At 67.2% G+C, this 19972-nt stretch carries 18 protein-coding genes; 9 read left to right on the top strand and 9 right to left on the bottom strand.

Going from position 1 to position 19972, the window contains the following annotated elements:
* Positions 1-7: 7 nt before the first annotated feature.
* From cybH to MJ785_RS13035, 3 genes are read right to left on the bottom strand one after another with little or no spacing between them, the layout of a single operon-like run.
* Positions 8-721, bottom strand: coding sequence for a Ni/Fe-hydrogenase, b-type cytochrome subunit (gene cybH / locus MJ785_RS13045; RefSeq protein ID WP_239381126.1), 714 nt, complete (start codon positions 719-721; stop codon positions 8-10).
* Complete coding sequence (locus MJ785_RS13040) at positions 718-2472, bottom strand: nickel-dependent hydrogenase large subunit (protein WP_239308868.1); 1755 nt, start codon at positions 2470-2472, stop codon at positions 718-720. Before MJ785_RS13040 ends, cybH begins: the two co-directional genes overlap by 4 nt.
* Positions 2469-3668 (bottom strand): hydrogenase small subunit, encoded by a 1200-nt coding sequence (locus MJ785_RS13035; RefSeq protein WP_370652943.1) that lies wholly within the window; start codon positions 3666-3668, stop codon positions 2469-2471. Before MJ785_RS13035 ends, MJ785_RS13040 begins: the two co-directional genes overlap by 4 nt.
* Before the next feature lie 339 nt (positions 3669-4007).
* Here MJ785_RS13035 and MJ785_RS13030 point away from each other — a divergent pair, with 339 nt between their 5' ends.
* The 6 genes from MJ785_RS13030 (at position 4008) to MJ785_RS13005 (ending at position 9704) form a co-directional block, all read left to right on the top strand.
* A complete protein-coding gene (locus MJ785_RS13030) occupies positions 4008-4838 on the top strand; it encodes an acylphosphatase (protein ID WP_239381122.1) in 831 nt (276 codons plus the stop codon).
* Complete coding sequence (hypF, locus tag MJ785_RS13025; RefSeq protein ID WP_239381120.1) at positions 4777-6528, top strand: carbamoyltransferase HypF; 1752 nt, start codon at positions 4777-4779, stop codon at positions 6526-6528. Before MJ785_RS13030 ends, hypF begins: the two co-directional genes overlap by 62 nt.
* Positions 6529-6559: 31 nt before the next feature.
* Positions 6560-6799, top strand: a complete 240-nt coding sequence (locus MJ785_RS13020; protein ID WP_370652942.1) for a HypC/HybG/HupF family hydrogenase formation chaperone — start codon at positions 6560-6562, stop codon at positions 6797-6799.
* Positions 6796-7980, top strand: a complete 1185-nt coding sequence (hypD, locus tag MJ785_RS13015; protein WP_239374053.1) for a hydrogenase formation protein HypD — start codon at positions 6796-6798, stop codon at positions 7978-7980. The genes MJ785_RS13020 and hypD overlap by 4 nt, the downstream gene beginning before the upstream one ends.
* Before the next feature lie 104 nt (positions 7981-8084).
* Positions 8085-9083 carry a hydrogenase expression/formation protein HypE gene (hypE, locus tag MJ785_RS13010; RefSeq protein ID WP_239374102.1) on the top strand — a complete coding sequence of 333 codons (999 nt, stop codon included), beginning with the start codon at positions 8085-8087 and terminating at the stop codon, positions 9081-9083.
* Between the two features lie 57 nt (positions 9084-9140).
* Entirely contained in the window at positions 9141-9704 is a 564-nt protein-coding gene (locus tag MJ785_RS13005) for a gluconokinase (protein WP_239374056.1), read from the top strand.
* Here the strand turns inward: MJ785_RS13005 and MJ785_RS13000 are convergent.
* The gene (locus MJ785_RS13000; RefSeq protein ID WP_239381118.1) at positions 9652-12582 is read right to left on the bottom strand and encodes a TIR domain-containing protein; all 2931 of its coding nucleotides are present in this window, start codon (positions 12580-12582) and stop codon (positions 9652-9654) included. The genes MJ785_RS13005 and MJ785_RS13000 overlap by 53 nt on opposite strands.
* A 477-nt stretch (positions 12583-13059) precedes the next feature.
* Between MJ785_RS13000 and MJ785_RS12995 the strand changes: the two genes are divergently transcribed.
* The 3 genes from MJ785_RS12995 (at position 13060) to MJ785_RS12985 (ending at position 16444) form a co-directional block, all read left to right on the top strand.
* The gene (locus MJ785_RS12995) at positions 13060-14544 is read left to right on the top strand and encodes an SDR family oxidoreductase (RefSeq protein ID WP_239381116.1); all 1485 of its coding nucleotides are present in this window, start codon (positions 13060-13062) and stop codon (positions 14542-14544) included.
* 11 nt (positions 14545-14555) lie between these two features.
* Positions 14556-15239 carry a vWA domain-containing protein gene (locus MJ785_RS12990; protein WP_239308877.1) on the top strand — a complete coding sequence of 228 codons (684 nt, stop codon included), beginning with the start codon at positions 14556-14558 and terminating at the stop codon, positions 15237-15239.
* A 317-nt stretch (positions 15240-15556) separates the two neighbouring features.
* Positions 15557-16444 carry a prephenate dehydratase gene (locus MJ785_RS12985; protein WP_239308878.1) on the top strand — a complete coding sequence of 296 codons (888 nt, stop codon included), beginning with the start codon at positions 15557-15559 and terminating at the stop codon, positions 16442-16444.
* A gap of 226 nt (positions 16445-16670) precedes the next feature.
* Here MJ785_RS12985 and MJ785_RS12980 read toward each other — a convergent pair whose 3' ends face one another.
* The 5 genes from MJ785_RS12980 to MJ785_RS12960 form a co-directional block, all read right to left on the bottom strand.
* Positions 16671-17099, bottom strand: a complete 429-nt coding sequence (locus MJ785_RS12980; RefSeq protein ID WP_239308879.1) for a DUF2000 domain-containing protein — start codon at positions 17097-17099, stop codon at positions 16671-16673.
* A 153-nt stretch (positions 17100-17252) separates the two neighbouring features.
* The gene (locus tag MJ785_RS12975; RefSeq protein WP_239308880.1) at positions 17253-18239 is read right to left on the bottom strand and encodes an ornithine cyclodeaminase family protein; all 987 of its coding nucleotides are present in this window, start codon (positions 18237-18239) and stop codon (positions 17253-17255) included.
* A 3-nt stretch (positions 18240-18242) separates the two neighbouring features.
* Positions 18243-18623 carry a Dabb family protein gene (locus tag MJ785_RS12970; protein ID WP_239308881.1) on the bottom strand — a complete coding sequence of 127 codons (381 nt, stop codon included), beginning with the start codon at positions 18621-18623 and terminating at the stop codon, positions 18243-18245.
* Between the two features lie 52 nt (positions 18624-18675).
* Complete coding sequence (locus MJ785_RS12965) at positions 18676-19257, bottom strand: hypothetical protein (RefSeq protein ID WP_239308882.1); 582 nt, start codon at positions 19255-19257, stop codon at positions 18676-18678.
* Positions 19258-19269: 12 nt separating this feature from the next.
* Positions 19270-19972, bottom strand: a 703-nt coding sequence (locus MJ785_RS12960) for an aminotransferase class IV (protein ID WP_239381114.1), incomplete at its 5' end; no start/stop codon positions are given.

Raw genomic sequence — 19972 nt, 5'->3', positions numbered from 1 at the left:
GCCCCGGTCACAGCCGGTCCTTCGGCAGGAACTTGGATCCGGAGAAGATCGAGGAGATCACGCCCGTCCCCTCGACCCGGTCGACCAGCATGGCACTGTAGAGATGGTGGATCATGAATCCCCAGGTCAGCCACATGATCATATGGTGGATGAGCCGGATCGTCGGCAGTGACACGACGTGGAACACCCAGCCGGTGAGAAAGGCGGCCCAGCTCCTGCCTTCCACACCCCACAGCGCGACTCCGGTGAAAATCTCGGCGGCGAACATCGTGTAGAGCACGGCGTAGGTCATACCGGCGAGCGGGTTGTGACCGACGACCTCGGGCGCCTCACGGTCGATGAACAGATAGAAACGCAGCGATGGGATGATCAGACGCCGGCGTTCACGGGTGCTGGGGATCCACTCCGTCCACCGCGACCAGCGGTTGGGTGACAGGACGTGCCAGGCGACCCGCGCGAGGATCAGGTCGATGAAGACAAACGCGGTGATCTCGTGGACCGTTCGCACCCAGGTGACCCAGTAAGCGTCGCCGCCGAGGCGCAGCTGCGGGTTCCCGATCAGGAAACCCGTCACGCTGAGCACCACCAACGCCAGGACGAGCAGCCAGTGCACGACACGTACCGGCAGATCCCAGACCCGCACCCGCACGAAGGCCTGCTCCGGGCACGCCCGCGGCACGGCTTCCCCCGACACCGCCTTGTCCGGCACGGCGGCGCTCACTGGACCCGCACCTCGACGATGTCGCGGCCGTCCGCGTCGTACACATGCGCCGCGCAGGCCATGCAGGGATCGAACGAGTGCAGTGTCCGCAGCACCTCCAGTGGCCGCCGCGGATCGACGACAGGGGTGCCGACCAGGGCCGACTCGTAGGCACCTGGATTACCCCGCTCATCACGGGGACTGGCGTTCCAGGTCGTGGGTACCACCGCCTGGTAGTTGCTGATCCGTTCGCCGTCGATGACGACCCAGTGCGACAGCGATCCCCTGGGTGCCTCGTGGAAGCCGACGCCGCGGGCCCGCCCGGCCGGCCACGTCGAGGGATGCCACTTCCCGGTGTCCGCGATCGTCAGGTCCCCCGAGCCGACGTTCGCCCGCAGCCGGTCGAGGAGTTCCAGGGAGTACTGTGCCATCAGCTTCGTCTCCAGGCCCCGAGCCAGCACCCGGCCGAGGGTTGACATCAACGCCGTGGGCGCCAGACGCAGCCCGTCCAGCGCGTCCCGCACGAGCGGCTGGATGCGGGCGTCGCCCGATGCGTAGCCGACGAGCATGCGGGCCAGCGGGCCGACCTCCACCGCGATCCCGTCGTAGCGCGGTGCCTTCAGCCACGAGTACTTCCCGCCGACGTCGAGCTGGGAGAAGGGCGGCTCGGGGCCGGTGTAGTCCGGCGTGGTCTGGCCCTGCCACGGGGCGAGCGCGGCGCCGGTACCTGTGGCTGTGGGCCCGCCGGAGCCGTCGTAACGGAACCACGAGTGGGCGACGGACTCGGCGATGTGGGACGGGTCGAACGGTTCGACCGTCAGCGTGCCCCCGCGCGGGTGGGCGTCGCGGATGACCCCGCCGGGGAACAGACCGCCGGCCTGTGGCCGGCCCTTGGGCTGCGGCGCCTGCGCGAAGTCCCCGAACACCATGTACGAGCCCAGCCCCGCGCCGTACGTCGTCCATTCAGGATAAGCCGCCGCGATCGCGTACAGGTCAGGCAGGAACACCTTCTCGACGAAGTCCAGCCCCCGCGCCAGCAGCTGGGCGAGCTCGGTCAGCGTGTTGTCGTTGATTGCCTCCTGGCTCGCCAGATCGATCGGGGACGCCATACCGCCGACGACATAGGTCTGCGGATGCGGGTTCTTGCCGCCGAGCAGCGCGTGCACCCGGACGTAGTCCCGCTGGAAGTCCAGCGCGTCGAGATAGTGGCTGAACGCCACCAGGTTCAGCTCCGGACTGAGCCGGTACGCGGGATGCCCCCAGTACCCGTTCGTGAACGGGCCGATGTTCCCGCTCGCCAGGAACGCGCCCAGCCGGGCCTGTACCGCGGCGAACAGCTTCGCCGTCGAGCGCGGATAGTCCGAGCTGGACTGGGCGAGCGCCGCGGCGCGCGCGGGGTCGGCCTTCAGCGCCGCGGTCGGGTCGATCCAGTCCAGCGCCTGCAGATGGTAGAAGTGCACGACATGATCATGAACGAACAGCGCCGCGGCGATGATCTCACGCAGCAGCCGGGCGTTGCGCGGTGGGACCGCACCGACCGCGTCCTCGACAGCCCGCACCGAGGCCAGCGCGTGCACGGTGGTGCAGACACCGCAGATCCGCTGCGCGAACAGCCAGGCGTCCCGGGGATCCCGGCCCTCGACGATGGTCTCGATGCCGCGCCACATCGTCGATGAGGCGTACGCCTCGGTGACGCGGCCACCGTCCACCGCTACCTCGACACGCAGATGACCCTCGATCCGGGTCACCGGGTCGATGACCAACCGGCTCATGTCGCCTGCCCGCCTCTGTCGTCAGCGGGCCCAGCGGGCTCAGCGGGCCCAGCCGCGTCCTGGCCGTCCTGGCCGTCCTGGCCGTCCTGGCCGTCCTTGGTCGTGTGAGACGCGGCCACGCGGTGCTGGATGACCTTACCGACCCCGTGCGCCGCGAATCCAGTCGCGGTCGCCGCGAGGACACCCAGACCGATCCTGTCCGCCGTGAGGCTGAAGTCCCGCGTCGCGACATGCGGCAGCCGGTCGTAGAACGGCGACATCGTGTCCCAGAAACCAGGCTCGGAACAGCCCACACAACCGTGTCCGGCCGCCACCGGCCAGGACGTCCCCCCGTTGTAACGAACGCTCGGGCAGTTGTGGAATGTGGCCGGCCCCTTGCAGCCGAGCCGGTACAGGCACCAGCCCCTGCGATGGCCGTCGTCGCCCCAGGACTGCGCGAACTGGCCGGCGTCGAAGTGGCCCCGGCGCGCGCAGGTGTCGTGGATGCGCTGCCCGTAGGCGAACAGCGGGCGGCCGAAGCCGTCCCGGGCCGGGAACTGCCCGAACGTCAGATAGTGGACGATCGTCGCGGTGAGGTTGTCGGCGTTGACCGGACAACCGGTCAGGTTGACGACCTCGACCCCGCCGACGACGTCTTCCACCCGGACCGCGCCGGTCGGGTTGGGGCCGGCGGCGGGGATCCCACCGAACGCCGAGCAGGTGCCGGCGTTGATGATCCCGGCCGCGCCGCGGGCAGCGCTCCTGAGTATCTCCTCGGCCGATCGGCCCCCGACCGTGCACGACCCCGGGATGCCGGTGGGCACGGAGCCCTCGACCACGACCAGGTGCCCGCCCCGCGCCACGGCCTTGTCCCGGGCGTCCTCGGCGTCGGCGCCGGCCGCCGCCATCAACGTCTCGTGGTAGTCGAGCGAAATCATTCCCAGGATCAGGTCCGCGACGGATGGATTGCGCGAGCGTAGGAACGCTTCGCTGTCACCGGCACAGTCCTGGAACTCCAGCCACACGACAGCAGGCCGGTCGATCCTGTCCAGCGCCGCCGCGACCTGGGGAGCGAGCTGGGGCGGCAGCGCGAGGGTCGCGACGACCCCCGCGCAGAACTTCAGGATCGACCGCCGCGCCACCCCGGCCTCGGCGAGCCGCGCGGACAGGCTGCCGTCCGCTGCCCGCTGCCGGGCAGCACCGCCCGGTGGCGACACCCCGTGCGCCGCACCCTGCCCGACCGTCCCGCAGCTGCTGTTCACGGCTTGCCTCCCACATCGCCTCGACGGGACGTCAGCTGCCCGGCGCGCTCGGGAACAACGCTTGACAACAGCGCTTGACAACAGCGGCCGGACACTTCGCGCAACGAAACGCTAGGGCAGACCGTGGCGGGATTTGCGCGCTCCGCTCGGCCAGGCGACCGAAGACTGTCCGAGCACGGCTCTTTTCGCGGGGCCTGCGGGCTGAAGGAAGCACCCGCCGCGGGCCCTGCGGGAGCCGGCGGCGGGTCGCTGGTCCCTTGCCCGCCATGACGCTCGGCGGCAAGACTTACGGTCATGATCCGGCCTGACGACACCGCCGGACGGCGCGAGCGGGTGGCACACCGGCTTGAGGTCCACGGGACCGTGCAGGGGGTCGGTTTCCGTCCGTTCGTCTACCGTCTGGGCACCAGCCTCGGGCTGGACGGCTGGGTGCGCAACGACGACGGCCGGGTCGTGATCGAGGCGGCCGGCCCACCCGGAGCGCTCGCCGCTCTCGCGTCCCGGCTGCGCACGGACGCCCCACCGCTGGCCCGGGTACGCGACGTCTGTGTCACCGAACTGTCCACCCCGATTCCGCGCCCGCGCTCGGGATTCCGGGTCGGGCCGTCGGTCAGCCGGCCGGCCGCGCCGGCATCGGTGTCGGCCCCTGCATCGGTGCCGGCCCCTGCATCGGCATCGGCCAGCCATGTCCGCGAGGTGCCCGCCGACGTCGCCACCTGCGAGGCCTGCCTGGCCGAACTGTTCGACCCGAACGACCGCCGGTACCGGTACCCCTTTGTCAACTGCGCCGACTGCGGCCCCCGGGCCACGATCGTCGACACCCTCCCGTACGACCGCGCGCGCACGACGATGCGGGCCTTCCCCCTGTGCGACGACTGCGCCCGCGAGTACACCGACCCGGGCGACCGGCGGTTCCACGCCGAGCCGATCGCGTGTCCGGCCTGCGGCCCCCAACTCGCCTGGTGGTCGCCGGCCGGCGGCCGGGGCCCGCGGACGGATCCCCAGCCAGCCGCGTCGACAGGCGGCACGGCCACCGCTGGCCGCGCTGGCCGCCGCTGTCGCAATGATCGACAGTGGTGGCACCGTGGCGCTCAAGGGGCTGGGTGGCTACCAGCTCGTGTGTGACGCGACCAACGACGCGGCCGTCGCTCGGCTGCGGGCACGCAAGCACCGTCCGGTCAAGCCGTTCGCGGTCATGGTGACCGATCTGGGCGCGGCGCGGGCGCTGGCCGACATCGACACGGTGGAGGCGGGCCTGTTGACATCGGTCGCGCGGCCGGTGGTGCTGCTGCGACGCGCCCATAATGGTGTTCTCGCGGACGCGGTCGGGCCGGGCGCCCCGCGGCTCGGGCTGTTCCTGCCCGTCACCCCCTTGCACCAGCTGCTCCTCGGCGAGCTGGGCAGACCGCTCGTTGTCACCAGCGGGAACTCCTCGGGCGAACCAATCGTGATCGACGACGCCGAGGCCCGGGACCGTCTCGCCACCGTGGCCGACGGGTTCCTGAGCCACGACCGGGCCATCCGCTCCCCTTACGATGACTCCGTCGTCCGGGCTGTCGCGGGGCGTGGGTCGATGATCCGGCGCGCTCGCGGGTACGCGCCGCGGCCGCTGCGGCTCCCCATCGCTGCCGGCGAGCCGCTGCTCGCCGTCGGCGCGCAGCTCAAACACACGTTCACCCTGGCCGAGGGGACAACCGCCGTCGTCGGGCCGCATACGGGCGATCTTTCCCAGCAGCCCACACTGGTGGCGTTTGAACGCACTCTCGCGCACCTGTGCGCGATGACCGGCATCACCCCGCGCGTCATCGCCCACGATCCGCACCCCGGCTATCTTTCCACCCAGTACGCGCTTTCCAGCCGGTACGCGATGATGAGCGGCGCGCGGCCGCGCGTGGCCGTGCAGCACCACCATGCGCACGTGGCGTCCTGCGCCGCCGAGCACGGTGTCACCGGGCGGTTCATCGGCGTCGCCTACGACGGCCTGGGGCTCGGCGACGACGGCACCCTGTGGGGCGGTGAGGTGCTGGTCGCGGACCTCGTCTCCTATCGGCGGGTGGCCCGGTTCGGCCGGGCACCGTTGCCCGGTGGTACCGCGGCGCTGCGCCGTCCCGCCCGGGTGGCGCTGGGCTACCTGTTCGGCGCGGAACCGCTCGGCGGCCTGCCGGCCATCGGCCCCTCGGCGACAGACCGGCGCCTGGCCGCGCCGTTCCTGGACCGGTTGACCGATCGTGAGGTGTCCGTGGCCGCCCGGATGATCGAACGCGGCGTCAACTGCCCCGTCGCCTCCAGCGCGGGGCGGCTGTTCGACGCCGTCGCGGCGCTGCTCGGCCTGTGCGACGAGGTGACCTATGAAGGTGAGGCCGCCGCCACGGTGGAAGCCGCCGCGCTGGCGGCCGGAACGCCCGGGGTCAGCACGCCGGACCCGGCAGCCACTGGGCACGCCCGCGCTGTCGAGCTGCCCTGGCGGATCGTCGGTCATGGCGGCCTGCTCGTCTACGACCCGCGGCCGACGCTGCGGGCGCTGGTGGAGGGACTGCACGCCCGGGTCGCCGTCGGCGTCCTCGCCGCCCGGTTCCACGCCACGATCGTCGCGGTCACCGTCGCCCTGTGTACCGATGCCGCCCGGCGTCACCGGTTGCGAACGGTCTGCCTGTCCGGCGGGGTCATGCACAACCAGCTGCTTGCCGAAGCCCTCCCCGCGGCGTTGGCGGCCGCCGGCCTCACCCCGTTGCTCAACGAACGGGTTCCGGCCGGAGACGGCGGAGTGAGCTATGGCCAGGCCGCGGTGGCCGCGGCGCGACTGAGGGGGGAATAAGCCCGTGTGTCTCGGTATACCAGGCCGCGTCGTGGCGACGACCGAGGTCGCCGGCCTGCTCATGGGCACGGTCGACTTCGCGGGCGTGACCCGCGAGGTCTGTCTCGGTTACGTCCCCCAGGCGCGGGTGGACGACTACGTCATCGTCCATGTCGGCTTCGCCATCAGCCTCGTGGACGAGGCCGAGGCCCGGCGCACGCTGGAGATCCTGCACGCGATGGGAGCGCTCGACGAGGAGCTTGGCGCCGAACCCGCCCAGGAGGCCCGATGAGGTATCTCGACGAGTACCGTGAGCCAGCGCTCGCCCGGCGGCTGCTCACCAAGATTCACACAGTGACGTCGCGGCCATGGACGCTGATGGAGGTCTGCGGCGGCCAGACCCACACCATCGTCCGCCAGGGCATCGACGAACTGCTGCCCGCGGGGATCCGGATGATCCACGGACCTGGCTGTCCCGTCTGCGTGACACCGCTGGAACTCATCGACAAAGCACTGGCCATCGCCGGGCGCCCCGAGGTCATCCTCACCTCCTACGGTGACATGCTCAGGGTTCCGGGGACGAGCACCGACCTGCTCGCCATGCGGGCCCGCGGCAGCGATGTCCGGGTCGTCTACTCACCGCTGGACGCCGTCCGCATCGCCGCGGCGTGCCCCGACCGCGAGGTGGTCTTCTTCGCCGTGGGGTTCGAGACGACGGCGCCCGCGAACGCCATGGCGGTGCTGCGCGCCCACGCGCTCGGCCTGACGAACTTCAGCGTCCTGGTCAGCCATGTGCTCGTCCCGCCGGCGATGACCGCGCTGCTGGACGCGCCGGGCTGCCAGGTGCAGGCGTTCCTGGCCGCCGGCCACGTCTGTGCCGTCATGGGATGGACCGAATACGAGCCGCTGTCACGGCGTTACCAGATCCCGGTCGTCGTGACCGGATTTGAGCCACTCGACATCCTGGAGGGCATCCTCATGGCGGTGCGCCAGCTCGAAGAAGGCCGCGCGCAGGTGGAGAACCAGTACGTCCGCGCCGTGCGGCGGGCCGGGAACATCCAGGCGCAGGCGGCCATCGGGCGTGTGTTCGGTGTCCGTGACCGGATGTGGCGGGGCATCGGCACCATCCCGATGAGCGGTTTCGCGCTCGCGGACGAGTTCGCCTCCTATGACGCCGAGACCCGCTTCGCCGTGGCCGGCCTGAGCACGCGGGAACATCCGGCCTGCATCGCTGGGGGCATTCTCACCGGAACGCGCCTACCGACCGACTGCGCGGCGTACGGTGCCGCGTGCACGCCGCGTACCCCGCTGGGCGCGCCCATGGTGTCCAGCGAAGGGACCTGCGCCGCCTTCCACAGTGCTGGCCGGACCACCGCTGCCGGCCCGACCACGGCTGCCGGCCCGACCACCGCTGCCGGCCCGACGGCGAGCGCCGGCCGGCTGCCGGCGGCGGCAGCCGTGGAAACATCATGACCATCTCCAGCCCAGCCGTCCCCGGTCCCAGCATCCTCAGCCCGGCCGCCACCGACCTGACCGGCGCCAGCTGCCCGTTGCCGCTGGCGGAGACCGAGAAGGTCATGCTCGGCCACGGCAGCGGCGGGCAGCTGTCCGCCGGGCTCCTGCATGACGTGCTCCTCCCGGCCCTCGGCGCGGCCGCGCCGGCCGGCGTTCCCGAGGACGCGGCCGTGCTCGACATCGACGGCACGACAGTGGTGCTGAGCACCGACTCCTTCGTGGTGAGCCCGCTCTTCTTCCCCGGCGGTGACATCGGCTCGCTGGCCGTGCACGGGACCGTCAATGATCTGGCGATGATGGGCGCCAGCCCGCTTGCCCTGGCCGTCGCCTACGTCATCGAGGAGGGTTTTCCACTCGAGGATCTACGGCGGGTGACAGCCTCGGTCGGCGCGGCCGCGGCCGCTGTTGGCGTGCCCGTCGTCACCGGAGACACCAAGGTCGTCGGTCGCGGTGCCGCGGACGGGATCTTCGTGACCACGACCGGGATCGGCCGCCGCCTGCCCGGCGCACGTGTCTCGGCCGGCTCCGCCCGCCCCGGGGACGTCATCGTGCTCTCCGGGCCGCTCGGCGCGCACGGCACGGCCATCCTGAGCGCCCGGGAGTCCCTCGGCTTCAACAGCGAGATCACCTCGGACACCCGTCCCCTGCACCGGCTGGTCGCGGCCATGGTGGCGGGCGGTGACGCGGGACTGCGCGCGATGCGCGACCCCACCCGCGGCGGTGTGGCGTCCGCGCTGAACGAGATCGCCGCCGCGTCCGGGGCCGGGATCGAGATCGAGGAACAGGCCGTGCCCATCCCGGCCGCGGTGGCCGCCGCCTGCGAGATCCTCGGCCTGGACCCGCTGCACGTCGCCAACGAAGGCTGCCTCGTCGCCGTCCTCGCGCCCGAGGTCGCCGACGCCGTGCTGGCCGCGATGCGCGCCCTGCCCGAGGGCCGGGACGCCACCCGCCTCGGTACCGTCGTCGCCGCCCATCCCGGCCGGGTCGTCATGCGCACCCTGCTGGGCGGCACCCGCATCGTCGACATGCTCGTCGGCGAACAGCTCCCCCGCATCTGCTAACGTGCGCTCTCCAGCCGCCAGCGTGCGCTCCTCGCAACCGCGCCCAGGAGAATACGGATGACCCGGTCCGCAAGCATCTCGCAGCCGATCGCCGTGGTAATGGGAGTGGCTGGCAGCGGGAAGACCACGATCGGCCACCTGCTCGCGGAGCGGCTGGGTGTCGTCTATGCGGAGGCCGACTCGTTCCATCCGCCGGCCAACGTCGCGAAGATGATGGCCGGGCAGGCGCTTGACGACGACGACCGGCGGCCGTGGCTGGCTGCCATCGCGGCCTGGATCCGGGATCAGGTGAACACCGACAAGGGCGGGGTGGTGTCGTGCTCCGCGCTCAGGTTCCAGTACCGGGACCGGCTGCGCGAGGCGTACCCTGACGCGTGGTTTCTTCACCTGGATATCGACCGCGCGCTCGCCGTCGAACGGGTGGCCAGCCGACACGGCCATTTTATGCCGGCGTCGTTGGTGGACTCGCAGCTTCAGACGTTGGAACCGTTGCTTCCCGGCGAGAGAGGCACCGTGGTCGACGCCTCCGCCGCACCGGAGGAAATCACCCGGACCGCGCTGAGACGATTTAACGAGTATCGAGCGGCGGGCCACCCCGAAGAGCCGCCAGCCGCTCCCTGACGTCATCCAGGTCCTTGCCGGCGCCGACGCTGAAATAGCCGTCCCGAGCGTGTTCAAACGAGGAGATGGCCTGGGCGTAGTCGTGACCACTCGCCTGGCACTCACCGATGCCCCGACATGCCCTGGCTTCCTCGAGCCGGCTGCCCGCCCGCACCGCCAGCTTCCGGGCGCCGTCGAATTCGTCGCGCGCCCGGTCGGGTGCGCCAGACTTCAGCCACAATCGGCCCAGGTGGTTGCGGACCTCAGCAACCCCGAGATTGTCATTGATTGTGTCATACTGACGCAACGCTTCGTTCAACAGTTCGCGCGCCGCGTCCCGCATCGCGGGATCCTTCCTCCCGACGGACCAGCCGACATTGAAGACAGCGACACCGAGGTTCTTGGACGCATTGGCGACGCCAATCTCATCGGCAACCTCACGATACAGCCGCAGCGCCTCTTCCAACAGCTTGAGCGCATCCTCGTAGGATTCACCCTCGTTGTGGACGATGCCCATCTCGTGAAGCGCGTTGGCCTGGCCGAGCAGGGCCGCGCGGCTACCACCCACCGGTAGGCCCAGGCGCTGGAACCGGTCAGGCCGACGAAACAGCTCGACGGCGTCCGCCAGGATCTCCACCGCCTGTCGCTGATGGCCCAACAGGCGGTAGGTGATCCCGAGGTCGTTGAGCGCGATACCCCGGGCGCGCGCGTCACCACACCGTTCGGCGACGTCAGCGGCCAGGTGGTGCAGTTCCGCCGCGTTCTCCCACGGCCCGTTGTTACGGAGATAGCCCGCCATGGCATCAATCAGGGCAACTACCATCTGTTGTCGATGCCAGACAGTTCGCCGCCGGCCACCGACAGTCCACCGCCAGCTCCAGGCATCTCCCATCCGGCTTAATGGGCTTAATGGGCTTAATGGGCTTAGCTGGCTTAATGGGCGGCCGGTCACCGCTTCGACACGGGCTATGAGCGCCGAACCGCGGCCCCGCTCGACCTCGACCGCGCGACGATCGAGCCGCGCGGCATACTCGATGCAGCCGAGCAGATTCGGCTCCTCGACCGTGAACCAGGCCAACGCCTGCTGGCGTGCTTCCCAGCCGAGCGGTACTCGTGAGGCAGCAGCGGGCCGGCTGTGGCGCAGCAGGAACCATCCCGCTCGCCGCGCCATATCGGCGGCCTGTGTCTGGTAGTAGCAAAGCAGCCGGTCAAATGCGTGCGCACGGGCGTCAGCGCCACTGGCGGGCAACGAGGGAGGCCTGGGGAGCCGCTGGGCGGCGTACGAGGCGACCACATCATGCATCCGCCAACGCCCCGGGGCGTTGGCGGGCCTGACCAGATGGGCCCGCTGCAACGTGCGCAGTTTCCAACTTGCCCGCCACGGCTGCCAACCAACCAGCGCAGCCGCGGCCTCAGTCGATATCTCCGCGCCGGGATTGACCGGTAGCAGCCAGAACAACTCAGCCGCGGCCGGGTCATGACGTACCATGCGCTCCCAGGAAAGCGTGAGGATCGGCGCCAGCAGCCTCTCGTCATTGTCCGGACAGACAATATCGTCCGGACAGACAATCGGGACGGGGACGTCAGCGAGGTCGGCGACCAGGTCGGTCACAGCCAGCCGCGGGCTGTCAGCCAGCAGCGTGCCGGCGATACGCAGGGCGAGGGGCCACCATCCGCACAGTGTGGCCAGCTCGTCAGCCGCGCCACGCTGCTGGACCACTCGCTGGTCGGACGGGTCACGATCGCAAAGCACACGGCCGAGGAGCTTTACCGCGTCCGAGGGGGCGAGAGCACCCAGCTTGACGACCTGACGGTCAACAAGATCGAAAACGTTCCTTCGGGACGTCACCAATACCCGATGGGCCGGGTGCTCGGTCAGCAGGGCGGCAATCTGATCCACATGCGAGACGTTATCGAGCACCAGTAGTACCGGTTTTCCGGCTTTGGCCTGTTCAGCCAGCATGCGGTAGTAAACCGCGGCCTGTTCGCCGAGCGTGGCGGGGAGCTCCTGAGCCCGGTCAAGGGCGACAAGTAAAGGACGGTAAACCTGATCCGCGCCGATCCCCGGATGGCGGCCGTAACCCTGCATGTCAACGATGAAGGCTCCACCGGAAAACCCGCCCTTGCCCACCGCGTGAGCGGCGGCGCGGCGTACCAGCGCCGTCTTTCCCGTCCCGCCCGGTCCGATCACCACCGCGGCCAGCCGCGCGCCGGTGCCGGATCTGGCCCCGGCCCCGGCCGACGCCAGCAGCCCCATCAACTTCGCCAGCTCAGCACCCCGGCCGACAAACGCCTCCGACCCCGCCGGATCGTCGGCCGCCACGCTTTCCACGACCACCCGGCCCATATCGCCGAACGGCTTACCGGGGGTGGGGAAGGGCGGCTCGGGCATCGATCGCGCCTGGCCCGGAAGCATAGGCGCGCGACCGGGTTTCCCCCGGCCGGCCAAAGCGCTCTCGATGCCGGCAAGCAGCCGCCGCCGCGCGACGCCGTGCGGCGGTTCGCCGGCCGGCAGCCCGAACAGGTCTATTGATCTGATGTGGCTGATTTCCGGTGGTACGGAGCAGTCCTCCACTTTGATCGGTACAAGCCTGCGGTCAGACCCGTCCTGGTCACCATCCAAAGCGGACTTCACGCCATATGCCCGCATCACATGCACATGGGCCTTCGAAAGCAGCAGGATCACGCGCCGCGCGCATGTGGCGCTCGCACCTATGCCCGCCACCCAGTGCGTTCCAGGGACACCGTCCCAGGCCTCTATCAGCGTCCGGTAACCAACATCCTCCAGCTGCCAGGCGATCCACTCCGCCCACCGCTGGTCGTTCTGAGCATAAGAAATCAAGAAGTCCGGGTCCCGCCGGACCACCTGCTCAGCGTCGATTCCCCCCGCCTCGGGCACGAACCTGATACTGCCGCATAAAAAAGCCACCACGAGCAGGTTTCCAGAACTTGACAGTTCGTTGACAAATCAGCCGCCCGCGCGATTGTGGACAACAGGCCCCCATACGATCCGAAACGACGGGGCGTCCGCAGGCCGCTGGTCCGCGCGATTGAAGATCGACCGGATAAGAGCGCCCGGCAATAGGGGTGTGGATCAAGGAGTGGGGCTGGGGTGCATGCATCGCGAGGCGGTGGAGGGAGCCACCGGAGGTGGTGGGTGGCGACTGACGAGCCGGGGGTACCCGTGCATCGCGCGGCGATGGACGGGGAGCGATGCGGCGAGGTGCGTGCCCCAGCCCCGCGACGCCGCGTCCCCTATTGCCGGTCGCTCTAAGAACGCCATAAGAACATGCGGGCTCATGTCCTTATAAGCCGTTTTCGTCGGCCATGTTCGCCGGCGCTGCGGGCACCGTCCAGGTGAGGGAACATCGATGGCATGCGATGTGTCGTGTTCGGGGCAACCGGTTACATCGGCGGCCGTCTGGTGCCCGAACTCCTACGCGCCGGTCACGACGTACGGGCGGTGGCCCGCAACCCGAGCCGGCTGACCGATATACCGTGGCACGACCGAGCCGAGATCGTGGCTGGTGACGTTACCGACGCCGCCAGCGTCGCCAGCGCAGTGGCCGGGCAGGATGTCATCTACTACCTCATACACTCGCTGCACCGGCGCGACTTCGTCGAACTGGACCGTCACGCCGCTCGCACCGTCGCCGGGCAGGCACGCGCGGCCGGGGTGCGCCGGATCGTCTACCTGGGCGGCATCACTCCGGATGGACAGCCGCTATCTGCGCATCTGGCCTCCCGGGCCGAAGTCGGACAGATCATGCTCGGCTCCGGCGTGCCGACCATCGCACTGCAAGCCGCGGTCATTATCGGTTCCGGTTCGGCCAGCTTCGAGATGCTGCGTTATCTCACCGAACGCCTCCCGGCTATGGTCACCCCGCGATGGGTGAACAATCGCGTCCAGCCGATCGCAATACGCGATGTCCTGCACTACCTTACGCACGCCGCCGTGCTTCCGGACACGATCAACCGCCGTTTCGACATCGGTGGCCCGACCGTCCTCACCTACCTGGATATGATGCGCCGCTATGCCGCCGTGGCCGGCCTGCCGCGTCGTGTCATAGCCTTGGTGCCTGTACTCACCCCGTGGCTTTCAGCGCAGTGGGTGAACCTGGTGACACCGGTACCGCACAGCATCGCTGTACCACTCATCGAGTCGCTGGTGCACGAGGTCGTCTGCCACGACCGCGATATCACCACCCACATCCCGGAGCCGGATGGTGGCCCGGCCTCCTACGAGCGGGCCGTCGAACTCGCGCTGGCCCACATCCGTCACGCGGGCATACCCACCCGCCGCTCCGGCGCGGCCACGCCGCCCTCCGACCCCTTGCTCTGCGACCCGCTGCCCTCCGACCCGCTGCCCTCCGACCCCGCATGGTCGGGCGGCAGCAGCTACGAGGACATCCGCGAACGCCACACCAGCGCGGACGCGCAGGTGCTGTGGCAGTTCATCGAGTCCATCGGCGGCGAACACGACTGGTGCTCCTTCCTGCTGGCCTGGTCGCCGCGGGGCTGGCTGGACCGGCTCATCGGCAGCGCCGGCCTACGGCGAGGCCGCCGCGACCACCACCGCCTGTATCCGGGCGAAACCCGCCACCGCTGGCGGGTGGAGCATCTCGACCGGCCCCGTCTGCTGCGGCTGCGTGCCGAGATGCGGCTGCCCGGCCGCGCCTGGCTCGAGCTGTCCGCGGCCCCCGACGCTGACGGCTCGCTGTACCGCCAACGAGCGATCTTCGAACCGCACGGGCTGACCGGTCATCTCTACTGGAAAGCCATCGCCCCGTTCCATCACACTGTCCTCAGTGGGATGGCCCGCGCCATCACCAACGCCGCGGAGCGCGAGAAACGTCGGTGAAAGATCCCGCGATGACCACAACGACGATGGCTGTAACAGACGAGACCGCTACAGCCAAACAGACGACCGATGGCAAGGGGCACGCCATGACGAAGGCCGGCTACACCCATATCGCCCTGCTGATCGACCGGTCAGGCTCGATGATGGCGATCCGCGATGACGCCGAAGGCGGAATCCGGTCGTTCATCGCCGAGCAGGCCATCGCCCCCGGGCAAGCGACGATCAGTCTCTACCAGTTCGACCAGGATTACGAGAAGGTCTTTGGCGCGATCCCGATCGGCGAGGCGCCACCATACCGCCTGGTTCCGCGGGGCTCCACCGCGCTACTCGACGCCCTCGGCGAGTCCATCGTGGACACTGGGGAGTTCCTCCGTGGCCTTCCCGACCATCAACGTCCGGCGACCGTTGTCTTCGCCGTGGTTACCGACGGCCGGGAGAACTCCTCGAAGGAATGCACGCTCGAACAAATCAGAAAAATGATCAAAAATCAGACCGATACCTACGGATGGCAGTTCGCCTTCCTGTCCGCCGACCTCAACGCGATTGCCGACGCCCAGCAGCTGGGCTTCGCCGCGGCGGCATCCGCGAGCTACACCCCAGACAGCGAAGGTACCCAGCTGGCATACGCGGCGCTGTCCCGATCGGTCTCCCGGACCCGAGCGAACGGCGCGCCACTGGACCTGTCGGGGTCGTAATCCGTCGGTACTTCCAGCACTTCCAGCACCTCGTGCGCTGTCCGTCAGCGCCTCGTGCGCTGTCCGTCAGCTCGGGGCGGCTCGGTAACGAGGTCCGCTGAGGTCTGCTCGACGGCGGGATCGTCCGTCCCCGAGCAGCTGGGCCTCGATCGCCGGGCCTCGATGCCACCGAGAGACCGTCAGCGCGAGATTCGCAACAGCGCCCGCGTCCAGCGTACGGTCTGCCGCGCGGCGCCCTGGTTCCGCCGGGCCCGCATGATAACCTGCGATAAAGATCGATTCATGTATCAGCATCCTGAGCGTAGGTTGGAACCAGAGTGGCCAAAGGACGCAAAAAAGTCGCGTTTCAGGGTGAACTAGGAGCCAATTCCCATCAAGCGTGCCGTGATGTATATCCAGACTACGAGCCTGTTCCCTTCCAGACATTCGCGGAGTGCTTTGACGCGCTCGAGGAAGGCACAGTCGATCTTGGCATGATTCCCGTCGAAAATTCAACGGCCGGGACGGTGGCAGACATCCATCAGTTGTTGCCTTACTCATCGGTCTACATAGTCGGAGAATACTTTTTGCCGATTCAGTACCAGCTCTTGGGATTGGTCGGCACGGATCCTCAGGCGCTACGGACTGTGCACAGTCACCCGCAGGCTCTGTCGCAGTGCCGGGTAACCCTACGGGAACTGGGTCTCCGCGCGGTGGCCGGCGCTGATACGGCGGGCTGCGCCCGGGAGGTTGCCGAAACGAGGGATCCGACCAGGTCGGCGATAGCCACTCACCTCGCAGCGGAGATCTACGGCTTGGAAATCTTGCGACCTGATCTCAAGGACGAAGAACATAACACAACGCGCTTTGTGATTCTTTCGTCAGAGAACCTTCGGGCCGCGGTTGGTATCGGCCCCATCGTCTCCACCTTTGTTTTTCGGGTGAGGAACCGCCCATCCGCGCTCTACAAGGCACTCGGAGGATTTGCGACCAACGGCGTGAACATGACGAAGCTGGAAAGCTGTATGGTGAGAGGCCAGTTCTTCGCGACGGAATTTGTCGCCGACATCGAAGGCCACCCGGACGAGGAGCGGGTCATGCGAGCCTTTGAGGAGCTGGGTTTCTTCGCCGACTACCGAATCATAGGCGTATACCACGCGAATCCTTTTCGTGAACGCATCCGCAACCATAACAGCCAGTTTGTTGTACCCGAATACGCGAATTAAGAACGCCCAGCGATAAGGGCGGGGATCAAAGAGCGGGGCTGGGATACGTGCGTCGTAAAGCGATGGAGGGAATCACCCTGCTGGTAGACTGGCGGCCGCCGAGCGGGTACCCGTGCATCGGCAGGATGGACGGGGAGCAATGACGCGCGGGATTACGTGCCCCAGCCCCGCGATGCCTGCTCGACGCTCACCAACCGACCCACGTATTCCGCAGGTACGCGTGGTTTCAGCGGTAAAGAGGCAGGCTCCCGACCAGCTTGTTGACATCTTTTTTCGGACCGCTTAGCGCCACCCCGATGTAGGGAAGATCCGCCGTCGCAGTCTGGGCCAGACGCTCCTCGTACTCGTCGTACGTGCGGGAGGTCTGGGCGGTAGTCGTGAAATCTACCACAAAAACGCCGTCAGACGCACTTGCCCGTAGAAAAATCTCCTTGAGACCCTCGGCGTCACTCTTCAGGATCGGCACGGGAATCCTGGTAATCGCCTTATGGGTGAGACCATTGGCGTCTTTGGAATCATCGCCCAAAATGCCATCAACCATACGCCCGACTGACAGCGAAAGCGCCGCCACGGTATTCATCGCCAAGCCTATCTGGAGGCCTCCATCGATGATAATGGCAACTTTGTCTGGCGTGACCGTGCCGTTTGATGACATTAAATTGTGCTCCAGAGGTGTGAGGGCGGTCAGCTACCTTGATAGCCTGACACGCTATATTTTTGGTCGGCCGACCAGTGGCAAATCAAGATCATAGTTGTCCGGACTGCACTAGTCAAGATCGTTCGTTGGATGCGTGACAGCACAACTACACTAATGGAATTTTATCACCGTGCCCAAGCCCTTGTCACGGGCGGCTTGGGCGATGGCGAATCCCACGGTGACGTCTTCCACAGCCAGTCCGAGAGACTTGAAAAGGGTCGACTCGTCAGACCTCCTTCGCCCAGGATGGCGACCGAGAAGGACTTCGCCGATCTCGGCCAGCACGTGGTCGGGCCCGATGAGTCCCTCCTCTTCGGGAACGATGAGGTCGCCCGATTCGGCTCGGGCCGAGGCTCGACTGTCCACGAAGACAGAGCATCTCCGCACAAAAGCCGAAGCAAGCTCCCGGTGGTCCGCGAACGAGGCTCCGATCGCGTTGAGATGCGCCCCAGGAGCGACATCCTCATCGCTCACCACCGGTTCTTTACTGGCTAAGGTCGTACACACCAGATCAGCGCCCTCCAGAGCCGCTCTGGCGGTCGGGTGCACCTCGACCTCAACCCCCAGGTGACTCCAAGCCCAAGCGCGGAATCGCTCGCTGTGCATGGGTGTCCTGCTCCACACTCGGACCCGGCGCACCGCACGGACCGCGAGCATTGCTTCGAGGTGACCGCGACCTTGTACTCCAGACCCAAGTATAGCAAGGTCTCCCGCGTTCTTCCGGGCGAGGAGGTCGGTCGCGACTGCGGTCACGGCCGGTGTCCGCACTGCCGTGATAGCGCCGGCGTCAATCAGGGCCAAAGGCAGGCCGGTATCAGGATCGAAGACGATGACAACTCCAACATGGAGGTCCAGACCTCGAGCGGGATTGGCGGGCTTGAGAACCATCGCCTTCAAACCGAAGCCCAGAGAGGCCTCACCACCTACATAACAGGGCATGACACCCATGAGATCGTCAATGCCGTCAGGCCGGATGATCGTCCTAAGCGGCTGATCTACGTCCCCGGCGCTGTAGGCGCGCAGCGCGCTCGCCGCAATCGGTATCGCGTCCGAAATGGACAGTGCCGCCTGGGCTGTCGGCCGGTCGATGACGAGCACGCGTTAATCCTTTCCGGTTCCGTACCCGGGCGATGTCGCGGATAATCCGGTATGCCCGGCCGGAGTGATCGTGACCTCAGCCGGACCGGGATCCTCTTCTAAATCCACGACGACCCAGGTGCTGATGCGCTTCCATTTCTCTATGGCGAGACGGTGGAAAGGATCGGCCATATAGCGGGCCAGCGCGTCTGCGTCTTCCAGCAGGCCGATCACAGCAAAATCATAAGCTTCTGTCCGGCGCGCCGTATTACGGCCCGCCTTCCATTCACGGAGCTCTGGGACCTTGTCGCCAACCTGCAATGCGATCTTCTCGGATTCAACCACCTCGGCATCGTCGAAAGCGAGTCCCTTGTTTAACTTGAACAGCACGATATGTCTGATCACTGTCTTCCCCTTTGGTATCAACCGGGAATGGCAATGGTGGCCGCTGGTTCGGTCATGCGCGACGGAACACCGTCCAAACCATTGGAATGGGACGGGTGGAGGAAATGAATTTCAATCCGCGCCGCGCGGCCGCTATCTCAGTTGTCAACGCCACCTCGCCCTTCTTCGAAGCCACGAAGTCTGCGGCACCGCTCGTGGATGCCATGTAGATAACCTCGTCGCACTTGAAACCGGCCGGCGACAACTCGTCGATCAAGGGTACCGGATCCGGGTGGCTGGCCACGCTGTAGCCGCCGTCGGCGAGGTCGCCTCTCGCGGCCAGGCCGTATTTGGGCGTATGGCAGAAGAATACAGTGTCGATCAGTAGTCTGGGATGCATATAAAAAACGTTGATATTCGAGTAGGCGTTGGCTACCACCACCATAACCGAAGAATCTTCAAGCGCGTGCTCGAGAGCTTGCTCATAGCTCGCGGCAAGGTGAACTCCCGATGCCTCTCCGCCCCGTATCGCGGCAAAGTAGTGAGCCGCCTGTTCGCTGCTCGTGCCAGCAGGGCCAAGCGTGGCGATGACAACGTCCGCAGTGGCCGAGGCCGACGCGAACGTGAAGAACAAGTGACCTTCCGGAGCCAGCATTGAGTTGCCCTCCTACTGGAGTTCTTTCAGCGGCGCGGACTGTCGGACGCGCCGCTGGTACTCGGTGGCAACCCGAAGGGTTATCGACGAACCTGATCGAGCCTGTCCAACCTTCACCTGGTTGACGGCGGTGACCGCGGCTACCTCGATTCCGGTACCAGTCAGAAACACCTCATCGCTCTCGATGAGATCGGTCACGCTGACCTTCCGTTCAGTTATCGAAATACCAGCCATACCCTCAAGAATATTGATCACCGTCGCACGAGTGATCCCTGGTAAGATATCCGAGCCGAGGTCCGGTGTGACTACGTCCGTCCCCTGCACGCAAAACACATTGCTGGTCGACGCTTCGGATACATATCCATTCGTCGTGAGCATAAGCGCATCGTCGTAACCGTTGGCAATTGCATCCTCGACGGCGAGCGCATTGTTGACGTAAGCGCCACTTATCTTCGCGGTCGATGGCACGCTAGACGATGGAATCCGCCGGATATCACTCAACCGAAGGCGGACTTCACGGCCGGCGTCCAGCCGGCTTTGCATCGGGACGAGGGAAATCGCGATGCTGTGAGTGACGCCCGATAGCCGAATCCCGTACGGGACACCCGGCAGGAGTGCCTGCTTGAACACGATCGGGCGGATATAACAGTCGTCATCGACATCGTTGAGACTCAGTAGCTTGCCGCAGATCTGGCACAGATCGTCCAGCTCCTCG

This window comes from Protofrankia sp. CiT1 (assembly GCF_917627335.1).
Taxonomy (GTDB): Bacteria; Actinomycetota; Actinomycetes; order Frankiales; family Frankiaceae; genus Protofrankia.
Note: the sequence above shows the minus strand (reverse complement) of the source record. Positions and strands in the feature narration are given on the sequence as shown.

Coding starts and splice junctions, on each gene's coding strand:
- MJ785_RS13040 (WP_239308868.1), bottom strand. CDS start 2,472: ATGAGCCGGTTGGTCATCGACCCGGTGACCCGGATCGAGGGTCATCTG.
- MJ785_RS13030 (WP_239381122.1), top strand. CDS start 4,008: ATGATCCGGCCTGACGACACCGCCGGACGGCGCGAGCGGGTGGCACAC.
- hypF (WP_239381120.1), top strand. CDS start 4,777: ATGATCGACAGTGGTGGCACCGTGGCGCTCAAGGGGCTGGGTGGCTAC.
- hypD (WP_239374053.1), top strand. CDS start 6,796: ATGAGGTATCTCGACGAGTACCGTGAGCCAGCGCTCGCCCGGCGGCTG.
- hypE (WP_239374102.1), top strand. CDS start 8,085: ATGCTCGGCCACGGCAGCGGCGGGCAGCTGTCCGCCGGGCTCCTGCAT.
- MJ785_RS13005 (WP_239374056.1), top strand. CDS start 9,141: ATGACCCGGTCCGCAAGCATCTCGCAGCCGATCGCCGTGGTAATGGGA.
- MJ785_RS12995 (WP_239381116.1), top strand. CDS start 13,060: ATGCGATGTGTCGTGTTCGGGGCAACCGGTTACATCGGCGGCCGTCTG.
- MJ785_RS12990 (WP_239308877.1), top strand. CDS start 14,556: ATGACCACAACGACGATGGCTGTAACAGACGAGACCGCTACAGCCAAA.
- MJ785_RS12980 (WP_239308879.1), bottom strand. CDS start 17,099: ATGTCATCAAACGGCACGGTCACGCCAGACAAAGTTGCCATTATCATC.
- MJ785_RS12965 (WP_239308882.1), bottom strand. CDS start 19,257: ATGCTGGCTCCGGAAGGTCACTTGTTCTTCACGTTCGCGTCGGCCTCG.